The sequence below is a fragment of the Clostridium tertium genome (assembly GCF_902652255.1).
GTDB classification, from domain to species: domain Bacteria; phylum Bacillota; class Clostridia; order Clostridiales; family Clostridiaceae; genus Clostridium; species Clostridium tertium_A.
In genome coordinates, this window is the sequence record NZ_CACRTO010000005.1 from 89,127 (window position 1) to 114,449 (window position 25,323).

Here is a 25,323-nt window from a genome sequence, read left to right on the forward strand (position 1 = left end):
GGTGGAATAATGAGAAAAGACTTTAATGTAAAAAGAGTAAGTGAAAATATAATAAATTGGATAAGAAAGTATTTTGAAAAACAACCTAATGCTAAGGGAGCTATAATTGGTATAAGTGGTGGGAAAGATAGCACCATTACATCAAAATTATTAGTTGAGGCTTTAGGAAAGGAAAGGGTATTTGGAATTTTAATGCCAAATGGAGAGCAAAAAGATATTTCTGATAGCTTAAGAGTTGTAGATATTCTTGGAATTAATTATAAAATAGTAAATATTGAAGAAGCATATAATGGCTTAATAAATGGAATTAAGGACGATACATTATCTATTGATGCTAAAATTAACATTTCTCCAAGACTAAGAATGACAATTTTATATGCAATTGGTGCTAGTATGAATTATAGGGTTTGTGGTACAGGAAATAAATCGGAAGCTTTTGTAGGCTATACTACAAAGTGGGGAGATAATGCTTATGATTTTAATCCAATAGGTAATTTGACAACAGATGAAGTTATAGCATTAGGAGATTATTTAGGATTACCTTATGAATTAGTTCACAAAACTCCTAGTGATGGGATATCAGGTCAATCAGACGAAGAAAAGCTAGGTATATCTTATAAGCAAATAAATAAATATATAGAAAAGGGCACTTGTTATAATAAAGAAATGGATGATAAAATTAGAATAAAATATGAATACAATGATCATAAGAGAAGTCTGCCACCAAAATATGAGCTAAAAGAAGGCAGTGATTATAATGGAGAAAAACAATAAGAATATGAATACAAAAGCTGGTTAGTAGAAGGTGATAATTATGAAGGGAAGACTTTTAAAGAATAAAGAAGGTTTAACAGAAGAAGAATTTTTAAAACAATATAGCTCAGATATTTATAAAAAACCATCTTTAACAGTAGATATATTAATATTTACTGTTATGGAAGAGGAAAATAATAATTATAGAAAGCTTGCTGAAAAATCTCTAAAAATTCTATTAGTAAAGAGAGGTAGCCATCCGTATATTGGAGATTGGGCATTGCCTGGAGGCTTTGTATCAATTGACGAAGGTTTAGATGAGGCAGCATTAAGAGTTTTAAGAAATGAAACGAATATCGAGAATATTTATATGGAACAGTTATATACTTTTGGAGAAGTTAATAGAGATCCTAGAACTAGAGTAATAAGTTCATCCTATATGGCATTAGTAGATAGTAGTTCTTTAAGTATTAAGGCAGGGCATAATGAGGAAGATGCGTGTTGGTTTGATGTTGATTATAAATTATTAGAGGAAAATGACTTAGCTTTAGAAAATGGAGATAGTTTCGAAGAAATAGTGGAAATTAAACTTTGGAATAATATAGAAGAACTATATGCTAAGGTGAGAATCGTAGAAAACTTAGATGGAAGAGTAAGAAGAGAAATAATTGAGTCAACAGGACTTGCTTTTGATCATGGTAAGATTATAGAGTACGCAATTAGTAGGTTAAGAAATAAGATTGAATATACAAGTCTAGCTTTTAACCTTATGCCAGAGTTATTTACACTAACTGAACTACAAAAGGTTTATGAAATAATTCAAGGAAAAGAGCTTCTAGCAGCAGCTTTTAGAAGAAAAATTTCTAATATGGTAATTGAAACAGATAAGTTTACTAAAGATGTAGGCCATAGGCCTTCAAAATTATTTAAATATAATACAAGTTGGAAAAGAAACAGATAAAATATTGAAAAAATGCTTAGATAATTATTATAAATAATAAAAATAGTCTTAGAAATTCACCAAATATCTAAGATTATTTTTATTTTATGGATATATATATAATTTTTTATCTAGACTTATTTTTATTCTTGCTAAATATTAATACTTTACAATATTTCCCAGAAAATAATGTGAAGTATATAAAAGATTATTTAGAAGTTTAAAAGTATATAAATTGATGATATAGTATGTAAATTAAAGATTATGGAGAATAATTTAAAGAACAAATCATTAGAAATACCTAAAAGAAAAATAACTATATTTACAGGAGTATCAGGCTAAGGTAAATCTTCAATTGTCTTTGAGACAGTAGCAAAGGAAGCACAACGTCAATTAAATGAAACATTTAGTGCTTTTATTAGAAATTTTTTACCTAAGTATGGTGAGGTTAAGGCTGACCATATTGATAATTTATCTACACCTATTATTATTGATCAAAGCAGAATTGGTGGTAATTCAAGATCAACTTTAGGTACTATTATAGATATAAACTCATTCTTAAGAGCTTTATATTCAAGATTTGGAAGTATATACATAGGGAAAGCTAATATGTTTTCTTTTAATGATATAAATGGTATGTTCCCAGAGTGTGAGGGCCTTGGTAAAAAACTAGTTCCTAATATGGAAGAAATAGTTGATATGAATAAGTCTTTAAATGAAGGTGCAATTTTACTTTCAGGCTTTGGAGTAGGGACTTGGCATTGGAAGCTATTTGCAGAGTCAGGATTCTTTGATAATGATAAAAAGATAAGTGATTATTCAGAAGAAGAGTTAGAGAAGTTTTTATACGGTGAGCCAGAAAAAATTAAGATAGATGAAGTAGGAACTATGAATTTAACTTATGAATGATTAATAGTTAAGTTTAATAGACTTTATTTAAAGAAAGAAGGAGAACTTTCTGAAGCAGCTAAAAAGAAACTTAGTAAATTATTAATTGAAGGTGAATGTCCAGTTTGTAGAGGAAGAAGACTACATGAAAGAGTTTATAAGTGTTTAATTAATGGACATAATATTGCAGATTTAACAAGTATGCAAATTGATGAATTAGTTAAAGTAATTGAAGAAATTAAAGAGCCAGGAGCTCAACCATTAATTAAGGGTATCATTGAAAAACTAAATAACATTATTGATATTGGCCTTGGATATTTAACATTAGATAGGGAAACTTCAACATTATCAGGAGGAGAGTCTCAACGTATAAAGATGGTTAAACATCTAAATAGCAACTTAGTTGATTTAATGTATATATTTGATGAGCCAAGTATAGGACTTCATTCAAGAGATGTTCATAAATTAAATAATCTATTAAAGAAGCTACGTGACAAAGGTAATACTGTAATTGTCGTTGAACATGATCCAGATGTCATTAGAATTGCTGATCATATTATTGATGTTGGACCTCTAGCTGGAAGAAATGGTGGAGAAATAGTTTATAAAGGTAGTTATGAAGATTTACTTAAGTCAGGAACTTTAACAGGAGATGCTTTAAATAACTCTCTTACACTAAAAGAAAATATAAGAGATCATAAGGCATATTTATCAGCTGTTAATTGTAAGAAAAACAACTTGAAAAATATTTCTGTTAATATACCAAAAGGTGTCTTAACAGTAGTAACAGGAGTAGCAGGTTCAGGAAAAAGTACATTAATTAAGGAAGAATTTTTAAAACAAAATAAAGAAGCTGTATTAATTGACCAAAGTCCTGTCGGGGGAAATTCAAGATCAAGCTTAGCAACCTATAGTGGAATTATGGATAATATAAGAAAAGCTTTTGCTAAAGAAAATGATGTTACTCCATCAATGTTTAGCTCTAACTCAGAAGGTGCTTGTGAAAATTGTAAGGGTAGCGGAATTGTAGAAACTAACCTTGCTTTTATGGATAATATAAAAAGTACTTTTGATGTTTGTGATGGTAAAAAGTTTAAAATTGAAGTTTTAGCTTATAAGTTCCATGGTAAAAATATAATTGAAGTATTGGATATGACAGTAGTAGAAGCAATAGATTTCTTTAAATTAAAACCAATTAAAACTAAATTACAATCTATTTATGATATGGGAATAGGATATTTAACACTAGGGCAAACATTAGATACATTATCAGGTGGTGAATGCCAAAGATTAAAATTAGCTAGTGAATTACACAAGGAAAGTTCAATATACATTATGGATGAGCCTACAACAGGTCTTCATATGGCAGATATTGAAAAGTTTATAAATATTGTAGAGAATATAGTAGATAACGGAAATACAGTAATTATTATCGAACACAATATTGATGTAATTAAAAGGGCAGATTGGATCATTGATCTTGGACCAGAAGGTGGAAATAAAGGTGGAGAAGTGATTTTTGAAGGAACTCCTAAGGAGCTACAAGGTTGCTGTAAATCACTAACTGCTAAGTATCTATAATTATATTAAAATTTAAAAATATTATAAGTATCTGCAAAAGATAGAATATAATAGTAGGCAAAAGTACTGTATAGTAATAAATTAATTAAGATGAATAAAAAGTTAAATAAGCCAATAATATTAATAGTATCATTGACTTGTGTTATAATTATTTGGTAAATTATTTGGAGAATAGTTATGAAATTATATTAAAGATAAGAATTCCAGGAGGGAAAAAGATGGTTAATACGAATGTTGATTTACTACGGGGAAAAATCTTAAAGTCACTAATTATATTTGCAATTCCTCTTTTTATATCAAATCTATTTCAGCAATTATACAATACAGTTGACATTATGATTGTAGGTAATTATTTAGGTGATACATCCTTAGCTGCAATAGGTGCATGTGCAGCTGTATATGAATTACTTATAGGATTTTCTCTTGGTACAGGGAATGGACTTAGCATTGTTACAGCAAGAAGTTATGGTGCTAAGGATGAGAACTTAGTAAAAAAATCAGTAGCTGGATCACTAGTTATAGGAATAGGTATAACATTAATAATAATGCTTATTTCAAAGGTATTTCTACTTCCACTATTACAATTACTGAATACACCAGCAAATATTATAGAGGAATCATATTCTTATATTTCTACAGTTACAATGTTTGTTGGAGTAATGTTTTTATATAACCTTTGTGCAGGAGTGTTAAGAGCAATTGGGAACAGTATGATGCCTTTAATATTTCTAATAGTTTCTTCAGTAATTAATATAGTTTTAGATATAGTTTTTATTACTGAATTTGGTATGGGAATTAGAGGAGCAGCAGTTGCAACAGTTATATCACAAGGAATTTCTGGTGTATTATGTATTATATATATTTATAAAAAGTGTCCAATACTTATTCCAAAGAAGGAGCATTTCAAATTTGATAAGGATTTATATAAAGAGTTATTAGGACAAGGATTATCTATGGGAGTTATGCTTATGATAGTATCTGCAGGAACAGTGATACTACAAACTGCAATTAATAATTTAGGGTATTTAATTATTGCAGGACATACAGCAGCACGTAAACTTAATAGTTTTGCAATTATACCTGTTTCAGCTCTATCCATGAGTCTTGCAACATTTGTTTCTCAAAATAAAGGTGCAGATCAAGGTGGGAGAATAAGAGAAGCTGTTCGTTATTCAAATATTATATCTATTGTATGGGGAGCTATAGTCACTGTTATCTTACTATTCTTTGCTCCAGTTTTAATGAAAGCATTATCTGGATCAAGTGAAGCGACTGTAATAGATAATGGTGTAAGATACTTATTATTGAATTCACCATTTTATGCTGTGCTAGGGATTTTGTTAAATTTAAGAAACTCCTTACAAGGAATGGGGGAAAAGTTATTACCACTTGTTTCAAGTATAATTGAATTAATAGGTAAGATAGTATTTGTTATATTACTTATACCTAGCCTCGATTACTTTGGAGTAATTATTTGTGAACCAGTTATTTGGTGTCTAATGTGTCTTCAACTTACATACTCTTTCTACAGAAATCCATATATAAAGATAAATAAAGTAAAGAAAGCTATGTAAGAGTGAATTTTTTAGGAAAATATTTATATGAATATAGATTAAAAATATAAATTGTATAGACTGAATTTTATTTGAAAAGGACTAAGTCCTTTTCTTTTTTTATTTAGAGTATTGTATTATTTTTTAGAGAATATAATTGTATAGTATAATATATTATGAGTTTAATTGGATTTACTAATAGAAAGAGGGATTGGGTATGAATAATAAGTCAGTAGAAGATATAATGAGAGATATATTTATTCGAAATATGAATCTATTAACAGAATCATTTAATGTTGAGGATATGAATAAGCAATTTAGCGATGACTCTGAATATATAGTAGAAAAAATAGGTGATGCGTATTTTCCAACAGGAAAGATTGAAATTGGAGATCCACTATGTTACCTAAATAGTAAGTGGTCTAGTATTTTAGATAAAGAAATTAAACCTGGTAAATACCCAGTATACATATCAATTATGAATAATGAAATTTTTGGGACAAGGTATTTATCATCAAAATTAGATATAACGGGTGAAGTGCCAGTCAGATATGAAATAGCAATGCCAGATGGATATGAAATAGAAGACTATAATAAGCCAGGAGTTATTGCAGGGTTTGGTGTTGATACTGGTCTCGCTTGTTTTGTTGATAGAGAAACCTCAAAGCTATATGATAATTTTTTATATAAATGGCATAGTGAAAATCCAAATAAAAACCACTATGATGATTATTTTTCAAGATCTTTTAGGGAAAGTGCAATTAAGTATCCAAAGTATCAAAGAGAAGATGGAGATTATCTTGATTACAATGTAGAAAATACAGAGAATAATATAATTATGTTTTGTAGTGGATTTGGTGATGGATTTTATTCTGCATATTGGGGATTTGATAGCAATGATGATATCGTTTGCTTAATTATAAGATTTATCGATCCTAGGGCTTTTGATGTAGAAATGCCTAGCAATATTAAAGATAAGAAAAAATATTATTTAGAAGCAGAAGATATAAAACCTTTAATTAAAAGCAATGAATGGGCATTAGCAACAGATAAGATTATGGTTGAAGGCTACAAGATAGGCTATATGTATAAAGATGAGCCTTCAAGAGAAGGAGATAGTGGATGGATATTTTACGAGGGGACTGAGTCGGATGAATATCTAAGTGACGCAAATAATATGGGAATTTACTCTCTTAATACAATTGCTAACTATGATCCAGAGATAATACCATTTTTAAATTCAGAAGTAGATACTGGATTTTATAGAGATATTAAGGGAAGGTTTTGCGAGGAAAATTAGAAAATTATAAGATAAGGTTAGAAAATCTGAATGAATTGATTTTATAAGTAATTCATTCAGATTTTTTTATTATTAATCTTTAAATTTTGATAATTCTTGTGAAGCAGAATTAATAGAATTTATAGCTGATTGTATTTTAGCTTTATTATCTGATTTTTCTGCATCACCAAGAGCTTGTTGTAATGATGAAACTGTATTTTGCAAAGATGATAAACTTTGATCAACTATAAAATAGACGATATTATGGCATCCTTGTACAACTAGTATGTGGAAGTTGTACAGTAAGATTTTCAGGGCATAGAGTTAAAAGATTCTGTAAGACACAATTAGATCCAAGAAAGGTTTTTGAGGGGAGAAGATTTATATGACAAAAGTTATTATTATTGGTGGTGGATGGGCTGGTGTAGCAGCAAGTATAACTGCTAAAAAAGCAGGAGCAGAAGTTCATGTATATGAAAAAACTGATTTATTATTAGGCCTTGGTAATGTTGGTGGAATAATGAGGAATAACGGAAGGTGGACAGCTTCTGAAGAACTTGTAGAGCTTGGAGCTGGAGATCTAATTAATATAGTAGACAATACAGCAAGGCATAAAGATATAGAATTTCCAGGGCATAAACATGCCACGCTATATGATGTAAATCTAATTGAAGGTAGAGTTAGTAAGTTTTTAGAAGAATTAGGTATTACAATTCATATGGAAAGCAGGGTAAATGATATAAAGATTGAAGGTAGTAGAATTAAAGGAATATATTTAAGTGATGGAACCTATGAAGAAGGGGATGTTTTTATTGAAACAACTGGTACTACAGGACCTATGGGAAATTGTTTAAGATATGGTAATGGATGCTCAATGTGTATTTTAAGATGTCCAGCTTTTGGACCTAGAATAAGTATAAGCGAAAGATGTGGTGTATCTGATATTCAAGGCGAAAGAGGAGAAGATATATTGGGAGCTTTTTCAGGTTCATGTAAATTATCAAAAGATACATTATCAAGTGAATTAAGGGAGGAACTAGATGAAAAGGGATGTGTTATCTTAGAACTTCCAAAAGAAGATGTTAATTATGATAAACTTAGTACAAAAGTTTGTCAGCAGTATGCCTTAAAAGAATTTGCTGAGAATATAATTTTGTTAGATACAGGCCACGCAAAATTAATGACTACGTATTATCCTCTAAAAAAATTAAGAAAAATAAAAGGGCTTGAAAATGCAAAATATGTAGATCCATATGCAGGTAGTAAGGGGAACTCCATAAGATATATGTCGGTTGCACCAAGAACCAATGATTTAAAGGTAAACGGAGTAGACAATTTATTCTGCGCAGGCGAAAAGTCTGGGTTGTTTGTAGGTCATACAGAAGCCATAGCTACTGGAAGCTTAGCAGGACACAATTCAGTAAGATTTGCTATGGGGATTCCTCTATTAATTCTTCCTTCATCTATAGCAATAGGAGATATAATTTCTTTTGCTAATGAAAAGTCTAAGACTAGAGAGGGGAGAAGAGCTAGATTCACCTTTGCAGGTTCAGAATACTTTGCAAGAATGAAGGAAGAGGGACTATATACTTTAGATAAAGATGAAATTAGGAATAAGATAAAAAAATTAAACTTAGATAATGTCTTTGCAAATAAGCTAATATAGTGAATTGGGCTACCTTATGGTAGCTCTTTTTTACATTGATTTGTAATTAGTATTTTAATTAATAATGATTGCTTTTAATTTTTTGATATAAGTAATTTTATTTGCAAGTTTATTATCAATTCTTTCTTTACCAGATAAAATATATTATTTATTTTAATAAATATTACTCTAATTTAATATCCTCGTAAATGAGAATAAATTACCATTGGAAGATGTAAGTTTAAATGGTAAAATAGAATAAACTAGTTAGGAGGAGAGCAAATGTTAAATTTGAATTTAATAGATTTATATAATGGATTTGTAAAGAATTATGAAAATTTATCTTTAAATAGAAGCTCTCAATATGAAGAAATAACAACTAAAGAGAATAAATTTTTTATAACATTATGTAAATTCTTAGGATATAATATAAATTATAAAAGAGGAGAAACTGAAGATAAAAGGGTAATAATTAATTTTAAATACGATTATAAAGAGTGTAAATATAATAAAGATATTGATTTTATAAGAGAAACTGATATGGCAAATGATCTTTTTGCTGTTCAAAAATTATCATCAGAATTAAGATTTAATAATAACGCTATAATTTGCATTTTAGAAACTTTTTCAGATAACAGAATTGATTATTTAAATAATATAATATTATCTTCACCAAATAGTATTAAAAATGATTTATTATTAGTTTATGTCATAAGGGATATACTAAGTGGAGTGAACTATCATCATTGTTATTTACTTAATGAAAGTGGAATTAGTAAAAGCTTTGTAGTTAAAATTAAGGGGAATAGAAATAATATATTATCTGCATCTTATATGGATGAATGGAGGTTAAATTGAATATTAAAGCAATAAGTAAAGACGAATTTTATAATAAGAATGTTATTTATTTTAATAATATTTTAGATGGATTTAATAACTACGATTATATTCAATTATCTCCTAAGGGTACTTCTTATGAGGAAGTAGAGAAAAGTTATTTAGGATTTATAGAAGAGTTATTTTATTTAAATAATAATAAAGTAATAATTGATTTTTATAAAAATAAGCTGGATGAAAATGGAATTAAGTTCATAGAGAATAGAGTAAGTAATGAAGATAAGAAATTATTTAATAGTTTAATTAATTGTGGGAATAAGGATAGTATATTTTTTGAAATAAGAGATGATTCTTATATTAATTTATTAACCATGTTAAACTTAAAGGAGATATTCTTTATTTCATTTTATTTTGATAAGATAAAATCTACTCTATGGGGAAATTACAATTATGCATTTCCATTATTTTATGATAATAAAGAGAGTGAAGAGAAATATAAAAAAATAGCAGAGCAACATGGCTTGCTATAAGATTATAAATTTATCTTATAATAAGTTTTGCTCAGCTTTTATTTGTATTTGGAAATAAAACAATTGTTGATAATCTTATCTTACCATTGTTTGTTAATCTTAGATACCATTTTATATTTGTAGAACTAGAATAAGTCAATAATTCATCATTAGAATCAATTGGTTTGTAAATAGGGTAGTATAGTATCTTATTAAATTCATCTTCTGATGAAATTACTATACTATATTCATAGTTGGTACATATTTTATTTAAATCTTGTAAATCAATAACGAGAGAATTATTATGGGCTTTAGATGGAGCAAATAATAATTCTCTTGTTTTTATATTTTTTAAATAAACAGATACATTTTTAAATATTTTGAAATTTAATTTCTTAAAATATAATACTAATGAGTCATCTTTTAAGAAAAAATTACAAATTTCTTTTTCGCATGCAGTTAAATAGGGGATATTTAACGTATTTAGTTCACTATATTTTTCCATAACCTTCCTCCTTATGATGTGCTATAAATATATAGTATTTAAAAAGTTATAAAAAAATGTCAATTTTCTTAGATTATTTTATTTTTTTAGCATATCAATCATAATATCTATTGTTGCCTTAGTTTTGTTTAAATTACTTATATAATCAGAAATATGATTTTTATAATACTCTATACCTGAATCAGTAATAGAATATATTTTTTTACTTCTTTTATTTAGAAATTCATCTCCAGCCCAAGTGCTAGTTACATATCCTTTTGTCTCAAGATTGTATAAAGTTTCATATATTGTACTTGAGGATACTGGGAAAGGTAGAGCAGTAGCTTCGAATCTATTCTTAAATTCATCTAAGACCTTATTACCAAAGATAGTATTCCCCTTAGATAATTCTTTCAATATATAGAAACTATATAACATTTTAGTATTAACGACATTTCTAGGTGCTACTAAACGATTTCTTTTTTCCATGAAAATCACTCCTTTTTTTATATTTTAGCATATTAAAACACTATTGTACACTTAAATAAAATACTCGTAAATGATATTAAATTAACAGAACAAATTGGTAGTTCTTTGAATAATATATAGCATACAAATGAATAGGAGTTGGTGAACATGTCAAGAAGATGTTGTAATAACAACTGCTGTAGAAATAACTGTTGTTGTAGATTTAATAACTGTGGAAATTGTTGTAATAACTTTGGCGGTGGCTGCGGTGGATTCGGTGGCGGCGGCTTTGGATTTGGCGGCGGTGGATTTGGTTGTGGATTCCCACTTATATGGTTATTGTTATTAGGCGGTTGTTGGTAGGATTATAGTAAAGGGGCTGCCTATAGCAGTCCCTATTATCAATTAACTATTATTATGTAATAATTCCTTAAGTGATTTATCAAAACTACTTAGATTAATTAATAAATAGCTGATCATAAAAATATATTAGCTTTCAATAATATAAGTTAATGGGGTATTAACCTAGAATTATATTACTGAAGGCTTTATTTTGATATATACCACTTTTTTTAGAAAAAAAATAATGATAAAATAAATGAGAGGTGAATTTATGCTTTATAATAAATGTTACTGTGAAAAGTGCAGAAAGATACAAAAAATGATAGTTAATAGCAAAAAAGCAACTAAGGATTTAAATATAGGAAAGATAGAATATAATAAATTATATGGCACTTGTGAAATATGCGGTGAAGAAGTATATTCAATAGATTTAAATAAAAGAAATAATATAGAAATTATTAATAAGATAAAAGAATTAGAAGAAGAAATTGCATTAATGAAGATAATCGATTCTATCAAAGTAGATAAGGACGAACTTAATATTAAAAACACAAAAATACTTGATTATATTAAAGAATCCATTACTAATAAAAATAAAGATAAACAGTAAGTTATTTCTAAATTAGAATATTAATATATATTTATAAGTTGATAAATTCATAAGGAGGATGCTATGTTAGATCTTCTTGTATATCTAGATGAATTATTAATTAAAAATTTAAACTCAGTAGTTTTAAATGGATATATAGATATAAGAACAGTTAAGAGGGTTAAAGATAGAACATTTGGTGGAAGTGCAAGAATAAGTGAGAGAAATTCCAAAGGCTTAGATTTTAAAGATCAGAGAGATAAAATAGAAGGATATAAAAGTAAGCATAATTCTTATGCTGAAAACCTACAAGATGGAAGAGAAAATAGTTTAGGTTTTGAAGGTAGGGATTTTGATAGAGTTGAGCAAGAAATAAAAAAGATAAGTACAGTTTTTACTCTTCATAATGACTTAGTAAATAGAATGTATTCTAGTAAAAATATGAAAAAAATTAGCTATAAATCTATAAAAAACGGCAATGTAAAGGTTGGTGATTATGTAGAGGTTACGGGTTGCATTCAAGAAACATCACTACCTGATTATATTGATACTGTTTTAAATAGTATCAACTGTTATGGAATAGATTTTTTTAATTCTATTTTAGATAAAACTCAAAATAAATCTTTGAATTTTAATATTATATACAATTTGCTTAATGGAATAAAAAATAGTATAACACAAAATGGTAGTAGAGATTTAATAGTTAAAAATGAAGATATTTCAATTTTACTTACAATAAATCAAAACAATTTTGTTAATAATGGATATAACATGTTTGACTTTGTTCAATGTTCATGTAAAATATTCGGTAAAGTAATGATGATTAAGGAAGATAAAGATAAATGTGTAAGTTTATTAAGAAAATCTTCACAAGAAACATATTATCAAAAAATATTAGATAGTATTGAACCTTATTTAGATATTTTAAGAAAAAATAATATAATTTTACCTAATAAGCCAGAGTGTAACATTAAAGGTAAGATGATAATGATATTACCAATGAGCATATGCATATAAATTAATTTATATGCATTTTTAAGTTGTTATAGAAAGTAATATAAAATTGATGTATAATAAGTACTTATGAAGATAAGTATTAATTAATAAGTGATAAGAGGAAAGAGGCAAAAAGATGGAAATAGGATTTGATCATAAAAAATATCTAGATGAACAGTCTAAATATATTTTAGAAAGAGTTAATAATTATGATAAATTATATTTAGAATTTGGCGGAAAGCTAATGTATGATTTACATGCTAAAAGGGTTTTACCTGGATTTGATGAAAATGCTAAAATTAAATTGCTTCAAAAGCTTAAAGAAAAAGTTGAAGTAGTAATATGTGTTTATGCAGGAGACATAGAAAGAAATAAGATCAGAGGAGACTTTGGTATTACATATGACCTTGAAGTTTTAAGACTTATAGACGATTTAAGAGGATATGGTTTAGATGTAAACAGTGTAGTTATTACTAGATTTGATGGTCAGCCAGCTACAACTGTTTTTATAAACAAGCTTGAAAGAAGAGGAATTAAAGTTTATAAACATAGAGCTACTCTTGGATATCCAACGGATGTAGATACTATTGTTAGTGATGAAGGATATGGAAAAAATCCATATATTGAAACAACTAAACCAATAGTAGTTGTTACTGCTCCTGGTCCAGGAAGTGGAAAACTTGCTACTTGTTTAAGCCAATTATATCATGAAAATAAAAGAGGAAATGTAGCTGGATATTCAAAGTTTGAGACTTTCCCAGTGTGGAATGTTCCACTTAAGCATCCACTAAATATAGCTTATGAAGCAGCTACAGTTGACTTAAAAGACGTAAACATGATAGATTCGTTCCATTTTGATGCATATAATCAAGTTGCAGTTAATTACAATAGAGATATTGAAAGCTTCCCAGTTCTTAAAAGAATAATAGAAAAAATTACTGGTAAAGAATCAGTATATAAATCACCAACAGATATGGGTGTAAATAGAGTAGGTTTTGGAATTGTAAATGATGACGTTGTTAAAGAAGCATCTAAGCAAGAAATAATAAGAAGATATTACAAGACTATTTGCGAATTCAAAAAGGGATATGTAGATAAGGATGTTGCAGATAGTGCTAAGCTTATTATGGAGGAGCTAAACTTAAAGGAGACTGACAGAAAAGTTGTTAATCCAGCTAGAGAATACTCAGAAAAGCTAAAGAAGCTTAAAGGTAAGGAATCATTCCCAGTAGTAGCACTAGAATTAGAGGATGGAACAATGATTACTGGAAGAGGTTCAGAAATAATGGATGCAACAGCAGCAGTAATTTTAAACTCTATAAAACATTTAGCTAATATTTCTGATGATATACATTTAATATCTCCAGTTATTTTAGAGCCAATTCAAAACTTAAAATTTAAAACTCTAGGTATTAAAAACACTGTTTTAAATTGTGAAGAAATATTAATTGCTTTAAGTATTTGTGCAGCAACAAACCCAACTGCTCAAGTTGCATTAAATAAGTTAACAGAATTAAAAGGATGTCAAGCACATTCAACAACTATGGTTGCAAATGGTGATGAACAAACCTTTAGAAGATTAGGAATTGATATAACTTGTGATCCTGAATATCAAAGTGACAACCTATATTATAATAATTAATAATTTAAGCTTCCATAATAGAAGTTAACTTGGGCTAACAGGTCTAAGTCTAATAGCTTCTATTATAGGAAGTTATTTTATTTTTAATTAATAAGAAAACTCCTTAGGGAGTTTTTTTTATTAGGATAAAGTTAAAAAGTAATTACTTAATGTTGGAAATGGTAAGTCATTAAATTATTTTATGAAAGGTATTATATTTTAAATAAATAATTTAAATATTCTATATTTGGGAAATACTATTAGTATATTAAAGGAGGTTTTTTAATGAGTCAAAATTTTATAAAGGTTATTCCACTTGGTGGAGTTGGAGAGATAGGGAAGAATATTACCGCCTTAGAAGTTAATGATGAAATAATAGTTATAGATTGTGGAATAGCATTTCCTGATGAAGAAATGTATGGAGTTGATTTAATTATTCCTGATATATCTTATTTGATGGATAATAAAGATAAGGTTAAGGGATTATTTATAACACATGGACATGAAGACCATATTGGAGCTATACCATATATTCTTAAGCAGTTTAATATGGATGTTTACGGAACAAAGCTTACTTTAGCTATTATTGAAAATAAATTAAGGGAGCATAACTTAGTAGAAACTAGTAATTTAATTTTAGTTAATCCAGGTGAGAAGGTAGAGTTTAAAGAATTATCTGTAGAATTTATACAAAGTACTCATAGTATTGCAGAGTCTTGTTGTTTCGCTATTAAAACAAAGCTAGGAACTATATTTCACACTGGAGATTTTAAAATAGATTTAACTCCAATAGATGATAAAGTTATTGACATAGATAGGATTTCAACTATAGGAAAAGAAGGAGTATTACTTCTAATGGCTGATAGTACTAATGTTGAAAGGTCTGGCTATACTATGTCAGAAAGATCTATAAGTAATACCTTAAATAGAATATTTGCTACGGCAAAAGGAAGGGTAATAATCGCAACTTTTGCATCTAATATACATAGGATGCAACAAATAGTTAATGCTTCATTAGATAATAATAGAAAAGTAGCGTTTGCAGGTAGAAGTATGGAGAGTATTTCAAGAGTGGCAATTGACCTTGGATATCTACATATGCCAGATGGTATGTTAATTGAAATAGATGATATAAAAAATTATAACAATGAAAATATAACTATTATTACTACAGGAAGCCAAGGAGAGCCAATGGCTGCCTTAGCAAGAATAGCTTACGGTAATCATAAAAAAATTAAGATTGAAAATGATGATTTATTTATAATTTCAGCGGCACCTATTCCAGGTAATGATAAATTAATTTCTAAAGTAATAAACGAATTATTTAAAAAAGGTGCAGATGTAATTTATGAAGATTTAGAAGAGGTACATGTATCAGGGCATGCATATAGAGAAGAGTTAAAGCTTATGCATAGATTAATTAAGCCAAAATATTTTATGCCTGTTCATGGTGAATATAGACATTTGAAGCATCACAAAGATTTAGCTATTAGCTTAGGAATGGATCAAAAGGATACTTTTATACTAGAGAGAGGAGATATTCTATTAATAAATGAAAATGAGGCTAAGAAGGATGGAAAAGTTAAAACTGGTACTGTATTAGTTGATGGTCTTGGAGTTGGAGATGTTGGTACCTTAGTACTAAGAGATAGAAAACATTTAGCACAAGATGGATTGGTTAATATAGTAGTAACTATTGAAAGAGAAAGCTTTAGTATTATTGCAGGTCCTGATATTATAACAAGAGGCTTTGTATATGTTAAGGAATCAGAGGAACTTATAAGGGAACTTAAGGATATAGCAACTGATGAGTTAATAAATTGTTTAGATAATAAAATAATAGAATGGTATTTAATAAAGACTAATATTAAAAAGTCAGTTGAAAGATTTATTTATGATAAAACAAAAAGAAGACCGACTATAATACCAATAATTATGGAAATTTAATTTATGTTTCTTTTCCATTGAGTTATAGACTTTAAGTAAATATTTAAGCAAATATAGATGTAATTATGGGTGGACTATTAATGAAAACATATATATAATAGATATAAAAAATAAATGGAGGGATTCTATGAAAAATATAGCAGCATTTTTTGATATAGATGGAACAATATATAGAGAAGGTTTAATTACGGAAGTTTTCAAGAAGATTATAAAGTATGAATTAGTAAGTGAAAATAAATGGTACAACGATGTAAGACCTTCATATCAAAAATGGGATAAAAGACAAGGAGATTATGATACGTACCTTTTAAAAATGGTAGATATTTATGTAGATGCAATTAAAGGAATAGATAAATACCATATAGATTATATTGCTAAGAAAGTAATTGAACAAAAGGGAGATAGGGTATATACATTTAGCAGAGAAAGAATTAAATGGCATCAAGATCAAGGGCATATAGTAATTGCAATATCAGGATCACCATACGAACTAGTAAGAGAAATGTCTAAGAAATATAATATGGATGATTTTAAAGGAACTATATATAAGTTAGATGAAAATGATAAATATAGCGGTGAAGTTATACCTATGTGGGATCATGAAAGTAAACTTAAGTCTATAAATGAATTTAAAGATAAATATAATATAGATTTAAGTAAGAGTTATGCTTATGGAGACACATCTGGAGATATCTCAATGTTTCAATCTGTTGGAATTCCATACGCAATAAACCCTACGAAAGAGCTTTTAGATAAGGTTATGGCTAATAAGGAAATAAGAGAAAAGATAAAAGTTATAGTTGAAAGAAAAGACGTTACTTATAGTTTAAATGTAAATTGTATAGAAACTGTATAATATGATAGACATTGATATATTAAGATTATATAATATTAAAGTATTATATGATTAAGGAGATTATTATGTTAACTATAAGAGATAAAGCTTTAGAAGAGAAATTAAAACAGTTAAGAAAGGCCATTGAAATAGTAGGAGGAAACTCTTTTCTAAGTAATTTAGAAAGTGATGAAGAGTTAGCAGCTTTTATAATTAATAATGCCCTTTCAGATTCAAGTGAAGGTTTAGAGATTCAAGGTAAAAATTATGCTCTAAACAATCTTTTAAAAATTAAAATTAATTACGAGAAAAACTATATTAAGACTAAAAAGGTTTTTCTTCAAAAGATAACATATAAAATAAATAAATATAATACCTACCTAGACTCTTTAATAAGAAAGTATAAGAAAAATGGTGGTATTGAAGAATATAGAGCTATAAAGCAAGAAATAGAAGAGCGATATTTAAAGGATATAAATGATTTTATTTTATCAGAAATAGAAATTAATGAAGATATCGTAAATACATATTATGGAGAATATCTAATTTCAAAAAAAGAAGACTTCATAAATTCTATTATAAGTAATTTAATATAAAATAATAAATTTTGCTTCTCAGGGGAAAATAGAATAGAAGATAGCCTTGAGGAGGTGCAATTATGAAAAATAAACTAATGAGAAAAATGAAAAGAACCTTTAAGAAATCTAAAGCTAAAAGTAAAGTATTATTCGAAATTGCTGATGATTTTATGGACATAATACAAAATGCTAAAATATATAAAAAAATGAGTAAAAGAAAATAATAAATAGTAAGAGGATGTATTAAACTTTTAGTAAGTTTAATACATCCTTTTTTATATTAATAGTCTTAATACATTTGTTTTATCTTAAATCCTTGTTTAGTTAGGGTCTCTTTAATAGTATTAATATGCTGAAGTCCATTAGTTTCAACGGTAACTTCAAGTAAAACATTTTTAAGTCTATTTACTGCTTTAAATTGATTATGTTCAAGTTGAACTACATTGGCATTAAGCTCTGATAGTATTCTAGATATTTCTTGAAGTTGGCCTGGAACATCAGGAAGCTCTACTGAAAAACAGAACAATCTACCTCTTTCAACTAATCCATCACTAATTAATGAAGAAATAGTGAGCATATCTATGTTTCCTCCACTAATTATTGAGACAACTTTTTTATTTTCTAAATCTAATTTCTTTAATGCGGCAAGAGAAGCAGCACCAGAAGCTTCAGCTAATAATTTATGTTTTTCACATAAAATTAAGAAGGCTTCAGCAATCTCCTTATCAGAAACAGTAACAACTTCATCTACATATTCTCTAATTATATTATAAGTTAATTCGCCAGGTGATTTAACAGCAATACCATCAGCAATAGTATTAACTGAATCAAGGGATTGAAGTTTACCTTCGTTAAAACTTTTTTCCATTGCATTAGCACCTTCAGCTTGTACACCTATTATTTTTATGTTTGGATTTATTTCTTTAGCAGCTAAAGATATTCCACTTATTAGTCCGCCACCACCAATAGGACAAATAATAACATCAACATTTTCTAAATCTTCAAATATTTCTAAAGCTATAGTACCTTGCCCATAAATTACTTCCATATCATTAAAAGGATGTATAAATACAGAGTTATTATCTCTTTCTAAAGATTTTGCCTTTAAGAAAGCATCATCATAGCAATTTCCATGTAAAACTACATTTCCACCAAATTCTTGAGTAGAGTGTACCTTTAAATATGGTGTGTTTTTAGGCATTACTATTGTTGCTTCTACTCCTAAAAGATTAGAAGCATAAGCTACACCCTGAGCATGGTTACCTGCTGAAGAGCAAACTACTCCCTTACTTTTTTCATCTTCAGTTAAAGATCTGATTTTATTTAAAGCACCTCTAATTTTATAAGCTCCAGTAACTTGTAAATTCTCACACTTCATATAAACTGAACAATTATTTAATGAAGAAAAAATATTGCTATAAAGCAAAGGAGTCTTATTAATTATATCTTTTATATTTTCTCTTGTTTTTTTTATTTCTTTTAAATGCATATGTTTCCACCTCTAGTAATATTTATAAGATTTATTATATCATTGCTTAATAAATATATGAAGATTCTTAATATAAAAAAATATTGAATTTTGTGAAAAAATTATCTATAGCTTAAAAATAATATTATTTTTAGTAAAAATTAATTTCCTATAATTAATGTATTTTAGTAAATCTGTTTTGATTTAATTAGCAATGTCGAGGGTATAAATGTTATAATTTAAATAAAATGGAATGTTGTATTCGAATATCAAAAAGGTGATGTTATGCTACAGATAACAAACTGAGGAAAGTTTGTTATGAGAATTAAGGGACCGTTACTAGATAGAACTGATAGTTTTAATGAATATATGGAAGTATATTAATATTAAGTTTTGGGGGAATTATATGGGAAAAGTATATAAAATATCATTAGTTTTGCATTTATTTGTTTGTTTAGGCGCAATGGCTGGAGGAAGTGCGGCTATCCTATCTCCTAAAGGACCAATGGGGATGCCAGTAGATGCTTTAAAATATTCACCTTTTAGTGATTTTCTTATACCGGGAATTATATTATTTGCAGTAATAGGGCTTGGGAATTTATTTAGTGCTGTAATGATGTTTTTAAAGTCAAAATATCAAGGCTATATAAGCGGTGCTTTTAGTTTTGCCTTAGTAATATGGATAATAGTTCAATGTATAATGCTTAGAACTGTTGTAAGCCTACATGTTATTTTCTTTATAATAGGGTTAGTACAATCATTATTGACTATAGTAATATTATTTAATCAGCATCTTTTTCCTACAAATATTATTATTAATATGATTTCAAAGTTATATGAGAAATATCCTAATAATGATATTATTAAGACTATATATACAATAGAAAAGAAATTTATTTAATTTTATTTATAGGACTTTTATACAGAAAAAATAGAATAATAATTATTTATTTCCAATATACTAACATTGATATCGTATTATCATTAATATATCGCATTACCTCGAAATGGTTATGCGATTTTTTTTATAATAGTTAGCATAAGTGAAAATTATAGAAAGGCATTTTTACAATTTTTATATCATATTAATTAAGTAATACAAATATAAGTTATATAATGATCTTTTAAAGTTTCGTTGCTACTTATTTACCTTTTCTCAGCTGTTTTTCATGCAGCTCTAATTTTTCTTTAATTTAATTTCTTCTTTAGTAAATTGTCTTTTATTCATCTTTGTCACCTCATAATATAATTGCACAAAAAAAACCTATATGAATAGATTCTCTTTTGTAGAGTGTATATTATATAGGTTTTATTTTAATTAATATAGTGCTTTTTATTAAAATAAAAAAGCTTCATAAAGGTAAATTAAAAAAGCATTAATAATTTTCTTGTTTTAAGCAAAAGATAGAATTATTAATAAGGATAAGCCTTATATGGAGGATAATATGAAGAATATACTTAAGATATTTGTAAGAGATTTAAAAAACGTATTAAAAAATTGGGTTGCTTTAATTATTATTGTAGGGCTTATGATTTTACCATCATTATATGCTTGGTTTAATATAAGAGCAAGTTGGGATCCTTATGGAAATACAGGCGGTATAAAGGTTGCTATAGTTAATAAGGATATTGGTGGAAATCTTAAAGATAAATCTATCAATGTTGGAGATGAACTAGTAAAAAAACTTAGAAGTAATACTAATTTAGGTTGGGAGTTTGTTTCTGAAGAAGAGGGGAATTCTGGAGTTGAAAGAGGGAAGTATTATGCAACAATAATAATTCCTAATGAATTTACAAATGAAACACTATCTATTATGGAAAAGACAATTAAGAGACCTACATTAATATATAAAGTAAATGTAAAAAGCAATGCAATTGCGCCTAAAATAACTGAGAAAGGTGTTACAACAATAAAATCTCAAGTTGATACTAATATTATTGAAACTGTAGATGGTCTAATATTTATGGTATTAAATGAGGCTGGTGTAAGTATTGAAGGCTCAAAAGATAAAATATTAAAATTAATAAATGGAGTTGTTGAAATAAATAATAAAGTTCCTGAAATAGAAAATATAATAAGCGAATTATATAATGGAAGTTCTATGGTTGAGGATTTAGTATCTAAGGCTAAAGAAAATTTGCCATTATTACAAGACACATTAACTTCAAGTGATAAGCTACTAGTTGATACTAAAAGTGCATTAGAGAAGTCAAAGGGAGCATTAGGGGAGGTAGCACCAGTAATCAAGTCAGATCTAGAATTAATAAATAGGGAACTTAACAATTTAGAAGGACTAATAAATACAGTTATTAATATAAATTTAGATAAGAATTCAATTATAAATGGATTAGACAGTATTAATATAAAACTTGGCGAGATAAATAGTAAAATTAATGGAATTATAAAATCTTTAGAACCTCTAGCTAAGTTTAATGAAAATTTAAAGGAAATAGTCAATGAACTATCATTAACAAGTTCGAAGATAAATTCATCTGTAGAGATAATAAATCAAGTAAGTAAGGCAGTGAATAATGCAAAACCTATAGATAAAAGTAAACTGCAAGAAATTAAAGCTTTGATAGCAAGCAATAGAAGTATAATTTTAAATATTTTAAACAACTATGATTCGAAATATATACCAGCTATAAATAATGCTATAGATGAATTAACTAAAATCTCTAATAATTCAATTAAATTATTGGACGAAGCAAAATCAGCAATACCTAATATAGATGCTTTATTAGATACTTTAAATAATGCCTTAAAATTGGGAAAAGGTGATATTGAAAAGCTAAATACACAAATGCCAACAATTAAAGCTAGATTAAATGATATAGCTTCAAAGTTATCATCATTGAATAATGAAGAGGAATTAGATAAGTTTTTATCTTTACTTAAGAATGACTGGGAAGCTATAAGTAAATTCTTAGGAAGTCCTGTGGAAATCAAAGAGGAGGTTCTATTCCCTATACCAAACTATGGATCAGCTATGTCACCATTCTATTCAACCCTTGCTTTATGGGTAGGTGCATTGATTTTAGTTTCCTTATTAACTACTGAACCACATGGATTTAAAGAAGATATAAATTTTAAATCATATGAAAAGTATTTTGGTAAGTTTTTAACCTTTGGTTTTATTGGAGTATGTCAGTCATTTATATTAACCTTAGGAGATATATATTTATTAAAATGTTATGTATTGAATAAAGGATTATTTATAAGTATAAGTCTTTTTAGTAGCATAATATTTATATTAATAGTTTATACTTTAGTTTCTATATTTGGTAATGTAGGTAAGGCTATAGCCGTAGTATTATTAGTATTACAAGTAGCAGGTGCAGGAGGAACATTCCCTGTAGAAGTAATGCCAAGTTTCTTTAAAAGAGTAAATCCATTCTTACCATTTACTTATTCAATATCGGCTATGAGAGAATCAGTAGCTGGGATAGTTAAAGCTAATTTATATAGAGATTTAATTATGCTTTTAAGTTATGGGATAATATTTATAATAATAGGATTATTCTTAAAGGGACCTATTAATAAAATAAGTAAAAAGTTTATAGATAAGTTAAATGAAAGTGGTCTTATAGGACACTAAAAGTATAAGGGGCTGTTGTATAACAGTCCCTTATTAATTAATAATTTATAATTAGTAATTTATCAAGTGATTTTTCTAAGCTACTAATAGTAGCTTTATATTTCTATAGGAAGTAAATAATAGATTTATGTTGTACTACATACAGTTATTTTAATATATCTTCTATAATAGTATCTATTTCTGAAATTTCTTTATCTGTAGAAGTTAATATATCATAATCATAAGAGTAATTATCAAGAGCTCTCTCAGTTTTATGATTATTTTGTTCAGTAGTTAGATTACTTTTATAATCAACACGAGTAATATGTATAGAAATTGTTCTTCCTATATTTCTTAAACATTCTATTTCTCTAGGAAATCTTGCATCAGGAATAAGTACAATATCAAAATCATCTCTGACTAGATTAATTATGTTAATTAGCTCATTTATTAAATACATTTCATCTTGAGCTCTCATCCTGTCTCCTAATTTTTGAAGAATATCTCTTCCAACTTCATTTTTACGTCCATCCCAATTATAAACTTGAGTTGCTACCATTTTTAAATAATCAGCATAGTGAATAATAAATACTCTTTTTCCCTTAGATTCAATTATTGCTTTTAATTTGTTTGCAAGAGTATCCTTACCATGCCCGGCAGGACCAGAAATTGTTATGCATTTCATTAATAGATTCTCCTTTTCTTTTACTTTAGTAACTTTCTTAAAGATTATATCATAAGTTTCTTTTTATATCTTTATAATGCTTCAAAATACTATTACTTTGTATAAAGAAATGTCACAGTGAAATCAATTTAAATAATATTGAATATTTATATTGAAATAAGTAAAATTAAAAATAATACTTATTAATTAATATATTAAAATTATTAATATTTATACATGAGTAGTAGCATTAATAAGTATTACTTATATGAAAATTCCCCAAAAATAACACCTAATGGATATAATCTATTAGGTGTTATTTCCGTTTAAAAATGAAAATACAGTTTATATGACAGTATGTGAAACAGAGGAATGCAAGCAATATATAGTATGTATAGTAAAATTAGAGTACTTTTACTTTATATTAAAAAAGTGTCACAGTGAAAGTTATCTAAATAATATTGAATATTTGTATAAGGCTATTTATTATAAATACATAAATACTTATTGATGAGATAAATGTGTAATTCTCCAATACACTAAAAGTCTACAGAAATAGATTATCAGCTATTATAGTTAATATGTATTTATAATTACTAATTTACCCTTATAACAACCGGTAAGATAGGATCTAGAATTAGCTAGGTGCTATCTTTCTTTTATATAGGGAATTATTAGAAATTTAAGTATCCTATAGTATATATAAATTTTAACCATATAAATAAGCATATTTAAAATAATAAATGTAAAGTGCTTTACTTAATTTACAAAAGAATTTAAAATTGTAAATATAAGGAGTAGATGATATGACTGATGCAGAGATTAAAATTATAAGATTATTAGAGGAAATAAACTATTACATATAAGAATCCCTGAAAAATGTAGAGAAAAAGATAGAAATATTTTCTATGTTAAATATACGTAAGCGTATTTAATATTACACCTTTGTACCATTATTATAAAAGTGGACTAGGCTGTATTAGGAAAGGAAACGTCAAATCTGAAAGGATTATATACCTACTTATAAAGAATATAGATTTTAAATTTTACTGTTTATTAGATATAGTTTATAATTTTTATATAGTAATTTAAGTAGAGGTGGATTATGTCAAAAGAAAAACTAATAAAAACAAATGCAATGAGAATATTAGATAAGAATAAGATAAGCTATTCAGTATCTAATTATGATATTAGTGATGGTAATATAGATGGTGTTTCAGTAGCCGAAAAAGTTAATAGAAATAAGGAGGAGGTATTTAAAACCTTAGTCACTACCTCAACTTCCAGAAATCTTTATGTTTTTTTAATTCCAGTAGCTGAGGAGCTAGATTTAAAGAAGGCAGCTAAGGCAGTGGGAGAGAAGTCTGTTGAAATGCTTAAGTCAAAGGATTTGTTGCCGTCAACAGGTTATGTCCATGGAGGATGTTCACCAATTGGCATGAAGAAGGAATACAAAACAATTATTAATGAATCTGCTAAAGATTTAAAAGAAATAGTCTTTAGTGCAGGAAAAATTGGGTATCAAATTAATATAGAACTTTTAGAATTAGAAAAAGTTTTAGAATTTACATATGTAGATGTAATTAAATAGCTTAAGAGTGTATAATTTATATGGAAAAATAGGTATATAAATAAAGGATAGTAATATTATTACTATCCTTTAAAATATAAGTATTTAGACTAATATATTTATTAAAACTAAAAACTCCAGAAGAAGTTTTTTAAAATTTCTCTGATTTAAAATAAATTGAATCCATAATAGTTAATT

At 27.1% G+C, this 25,323-nt stretch carries 21 protein-coding genes and 2 pseudogenes; 19 read left to right on the top strand and 4 right to left on the bottom strand.

Annotated features, from left to right (window positions below; all coding sequences use genetic code 11):
- The first annotated feature begins 9 nt into the window (after positions 1 to 9).
- The 9 genes and pseudogenes from nadE (at position 10) to GPX08_RS00455 (ending at position 10,006) form a co-directional block, all read left to right on the top strand.
- The gene (gene nadE / locus GPX08_RS00415; RefSeq protein ID WP_156624303.1) at positions 10 to 774 is read left to right on the top strand and encodes an NAD(+) synthase; all 765 of its coding nucleotides are present in this window, start codon (positions 10 to 12) and stop codon (positions 772 to 774) included.
- 40 nt (positions 775 to 814) lie between these two features.
- Positions 815 to 1,714, top strand: a complete 900-nt coding sequence (locus tag GPX08_RS00420) for an NUDIX domain-containing protein (RefSeq protein ID WP_156624305.1) — start codon at positions 815 to 817, stop codon at positions 1,712 to 1,714.
- A 243-nt stretch (positions 1,715 to 1,957) separates the two neighbouring features.
- A pseudogene (locus GPX08_RS00425) lies at positions 1,958 to 4,162 on the top strand (ATP-binding cassette domain-containing protein).
- A 218-nt stretch (positions 4,163 to 4,380) separates the two neighbouring features.
- A complete protein-coding gene (locus GPX08_RS00430; RefSeq protein WP_156624307.1) occupies positions 4,381 to 5,736 on the top strand; it encodes an MATE family efflux transporter in 1,356 nt (451 codons plus the stop codon).
- Positions 5,737 to 5,932: 196 nt separating this feature from the next.
- Positions 5,933 to 7,015 (top strand): DUF2185 domain-containing protein, encoded by a 1,083-nt coding sequence (locus GPX08_RS00435; protein WP_156624309.1) that lies wholly within the window; start codon positions 5,933 to 5,935, stop codon positions 7,013 to 7,015.
- Positions 7,016 to 7,278: 263 nt separating this feature from the next.
- Positions 7,279 to 7,383, top strand: a pseudogene (locus GPX08_RS00440) (sulfide/dihydroorotate dehydrogenase-like FAD/NAD-binding protein); the annotation flags it as partial.
- Positions 7,380 to 8,660, top strand: coding sequence for an FAD-dependent oxidoreductase (locus GPX08_RS00445; protein ID WP_156624311.1), 1,281 nt, complete (start codon positions 7,380 to 7,382; stop codon positions 8,658 to 8,660). The pseudogene GPX08_RS00440 and the gene GPX08_RS00445, both read left to right, overlap by 4 nt.
- Positions 8,661 to 8,921: 261 nt before the next feature.
- On the top strand, positions 8,922 to 9,497 hold the full coding sequence (locus GPX08_RS00450; protein ID WP_156624312.1) for a hypothetical protein: 576 nt from the start codon (positions 8,922 to 8,924) through the stop codon (positions 9,495 to 9,497).
- Entirely contained in the window at positions 9,494 to 10,006 is a 513-nt protein-coding gene (locus GPX08_RS00455) for a hypothetical protein (RefSeq protein WP_156624314.1), read from the top strand. The genes GPX08_RS00450 and GPX08_RS00455 overlap by 4 nt, the downstream gene beginning before the upstream one ends.
- 31 nt (positions 10,007 to 10,037) lie before the next feature.
- On the opposite strand, the gene GPX08_RS00460 is transcribed toward GPX08_RS00455, so the two are convergent.
- Entirely contained in the window at positions 10,038 to 10,490 is a 453-nt protein-coding gene (locus GPX08_RS00460; RefSeq protein ID WP_156624316.1) for a hypothetical protein, read from the bottom strand.
- Positions 10,491 to 10,568: 78 nt separating this feature from the next.
- Positions 10,569 to 10,958 carry a PadR family transcriptional regulator gene (locus GPX08_RS00465; protein WP_156624318.1) on the bottom strand — a complete coding sequence of 130 codons (390 nt, stop codon included), beginning with the start codon at positions 10,956 to 10,958 and terminating at the stop codon, positions 10,569 to 10,571.
- Between the two features lie 147 nt (positions 10,959 to 11,105).
- Here GPX08_RS00465 and GPX08_RS00470 point away from each other — a divergent pair, with 147 nt between their 5' ends.
- The 7 genes from GPX08_RS00470 (at position 11,106) to GPX08_RS00500 (ending at position 17,863) form a co-directional block, all read left to right on the top strand.
- Positions 11,106 to 11,300, top strand: coding sequence for a hypothetical protein (locus GPX08_RS00470; RefSeq protein ID WP_156624320.1), 195 nt, complete (start codon positions 11,106 to 11,108; stop codon positions 11,298 to 11,300).
- A 250-nt stretch (positions 11,301 to 11,550) separates the two neighbouring features.
- Positions 11,551 to 11,889, top strand: a complete 339-nt coding sequence (locus tag GPX08_RS00475) for a hypothetical protein (RefSeq protein WP_156624322.1) — start codon at positions 11,551 to 11,553, stop codon at positions 11,887 to 11,889.
- Between the two features lie 63 nt (positions 11,890 to 11,952).
- Positions 11,953 to 12,885, top strand: coding sequence for a hypothetical protein (locus GPX08_RS00480; RefSeq protein ID WP_156624324.1), 933 nt, complete (start codon positions 11,953 to 11,955; stop codon positions 12,883 to 12,885).
- A 115-nt stretch (positions 12,886 to 13,000) separates the two neighbouring features.
- Positions 13,001 to 14,506: a DUF1846 family protein gene (locus GPX08_RS00485; RefSeq protein ID WP_156624326.1), complete on the top strand. Its 1,506-nt coding sequence runs from the start codon at positions 13,001 to 13,003 to the stop codon at positions 14,504 to 14,506.
- Between the two features lie 264 nt (positions 14,507 to 14,770).
- Positions 14,771 to 16,432, top strand: a complete 1,662-nt coding sequence (locus GPX08_RS00490; protein WP_156624328.1) for an RNase J family beta-CASP ribonuclease — start codon at positions 14,771 to 14,773, stop codon at positions 16,430 to 16,432.
- A 127-nt stretch (positions 16,433 to 16,559) separates the two neighbouring features.
- Positions 16,560 to 17,288: an HAD-IB family hydrolase gene (locus GPX08_RS00495; RefSeq protein WP_156624330.1), complete on the top strand. Its 729-nt coding sequence runs from the start codon at positions 16,560 to 16,562 to the stop codon at positions 17,286 to 17,288.
- Positions 17,289 to 17,353: 65 nt separating this feature from the next.
- Positions 17,354 to 17,863, top strand: coding sequence for a hypothetical protein (locus GPX08_RS00500; RefSeq protein WP_156624332.1), 510 nt, complete (start codon positions 17,354 to 17,356; stop codon positions 17,861 to 17,863).
- Positions 17,864 to 18,134: 271 nt separating this feature from the next.
- Here the strand turns inward: GPX08_RS00500 and GPX08_RS00505 are convergent, their stop codons facing one another.
- Positions 18,135 to 19,334 carry a threonine ammonia-lyase gene (locus tag GPX08_RS00505; protein ID WP_156624334.1) on the bottom strand — a complete coding sequence of 400 codons (1,200 nt, stop codon included), beginning with the start codon at positions 19,332 to 19,334 and terminating at the stop codon, positions 18,135 to 18,137.
- 385 nt (positions 19,335 to 19,719) lie between these two features.
- On the opposite strand from GPX08_RS00505, the gene GPX08_RS00510 reads away from it, so the two are divergent.
- Positions 19,720 to 20,214, top strand: coding sequence for a hypothetical protein (locus GPX08_RS00510; protein WP_156624336.1), 495 nt, complete (start codon positions 19,720 to 19,722; stop codon positions 20,212 to 20,214).
- 532 nt (positions 20,215 to 20,746) lie between these two features.
- On the top strand, positions 20,747 to 22,912 hold the full coding sequence (locus tag GPX08_RS00515; protein WP_156624337.1) for a YhgE/Pip domain-containing protein: 2,166 nt from the start codon (positions 20,747 to 20,749) through the stop codon (positions 22,910 to 22,912).
- A gap of 145 nt (positions 22,913 to 23,057) precedes the next feature.
- Here GPX08_RS00515 and GPX08_RS00520 read toward each other — a convergent pair whose 3' ends face one another.
- Entirely contained in the window at positions 23,058 to 23,576 is a 519-nt protein-coding gene (locus tag GPX08_RS00520) for a hypothetical protein (RefSeq protein WP_156624339.1), read from the bottom strand.
- A 1,084-nt stretch (positions 23,577 to 24,660) separates the two neighbouring features.
- On the opposite strand from GPX08_RS00520, the gene ybaK reads away from it, so the two are divergent.
- The gene (ybaK, locus tag GPX08_RS00525) at positions 24,661 to 25,146 is read left to right on the top strand and encodes a Cys-tRNA(Pro) deacylase (RefSeq protein ID WP_156624341.1); all 486 of its coding nucleotides are present in this window, start codon (positions 24,661 to 24,663) and stop codon (positions 25,144 to 25,146) included.
- The last annotated feature ends 177 nt before the right edge of the window (positions 25,147 to 25,323 follow it).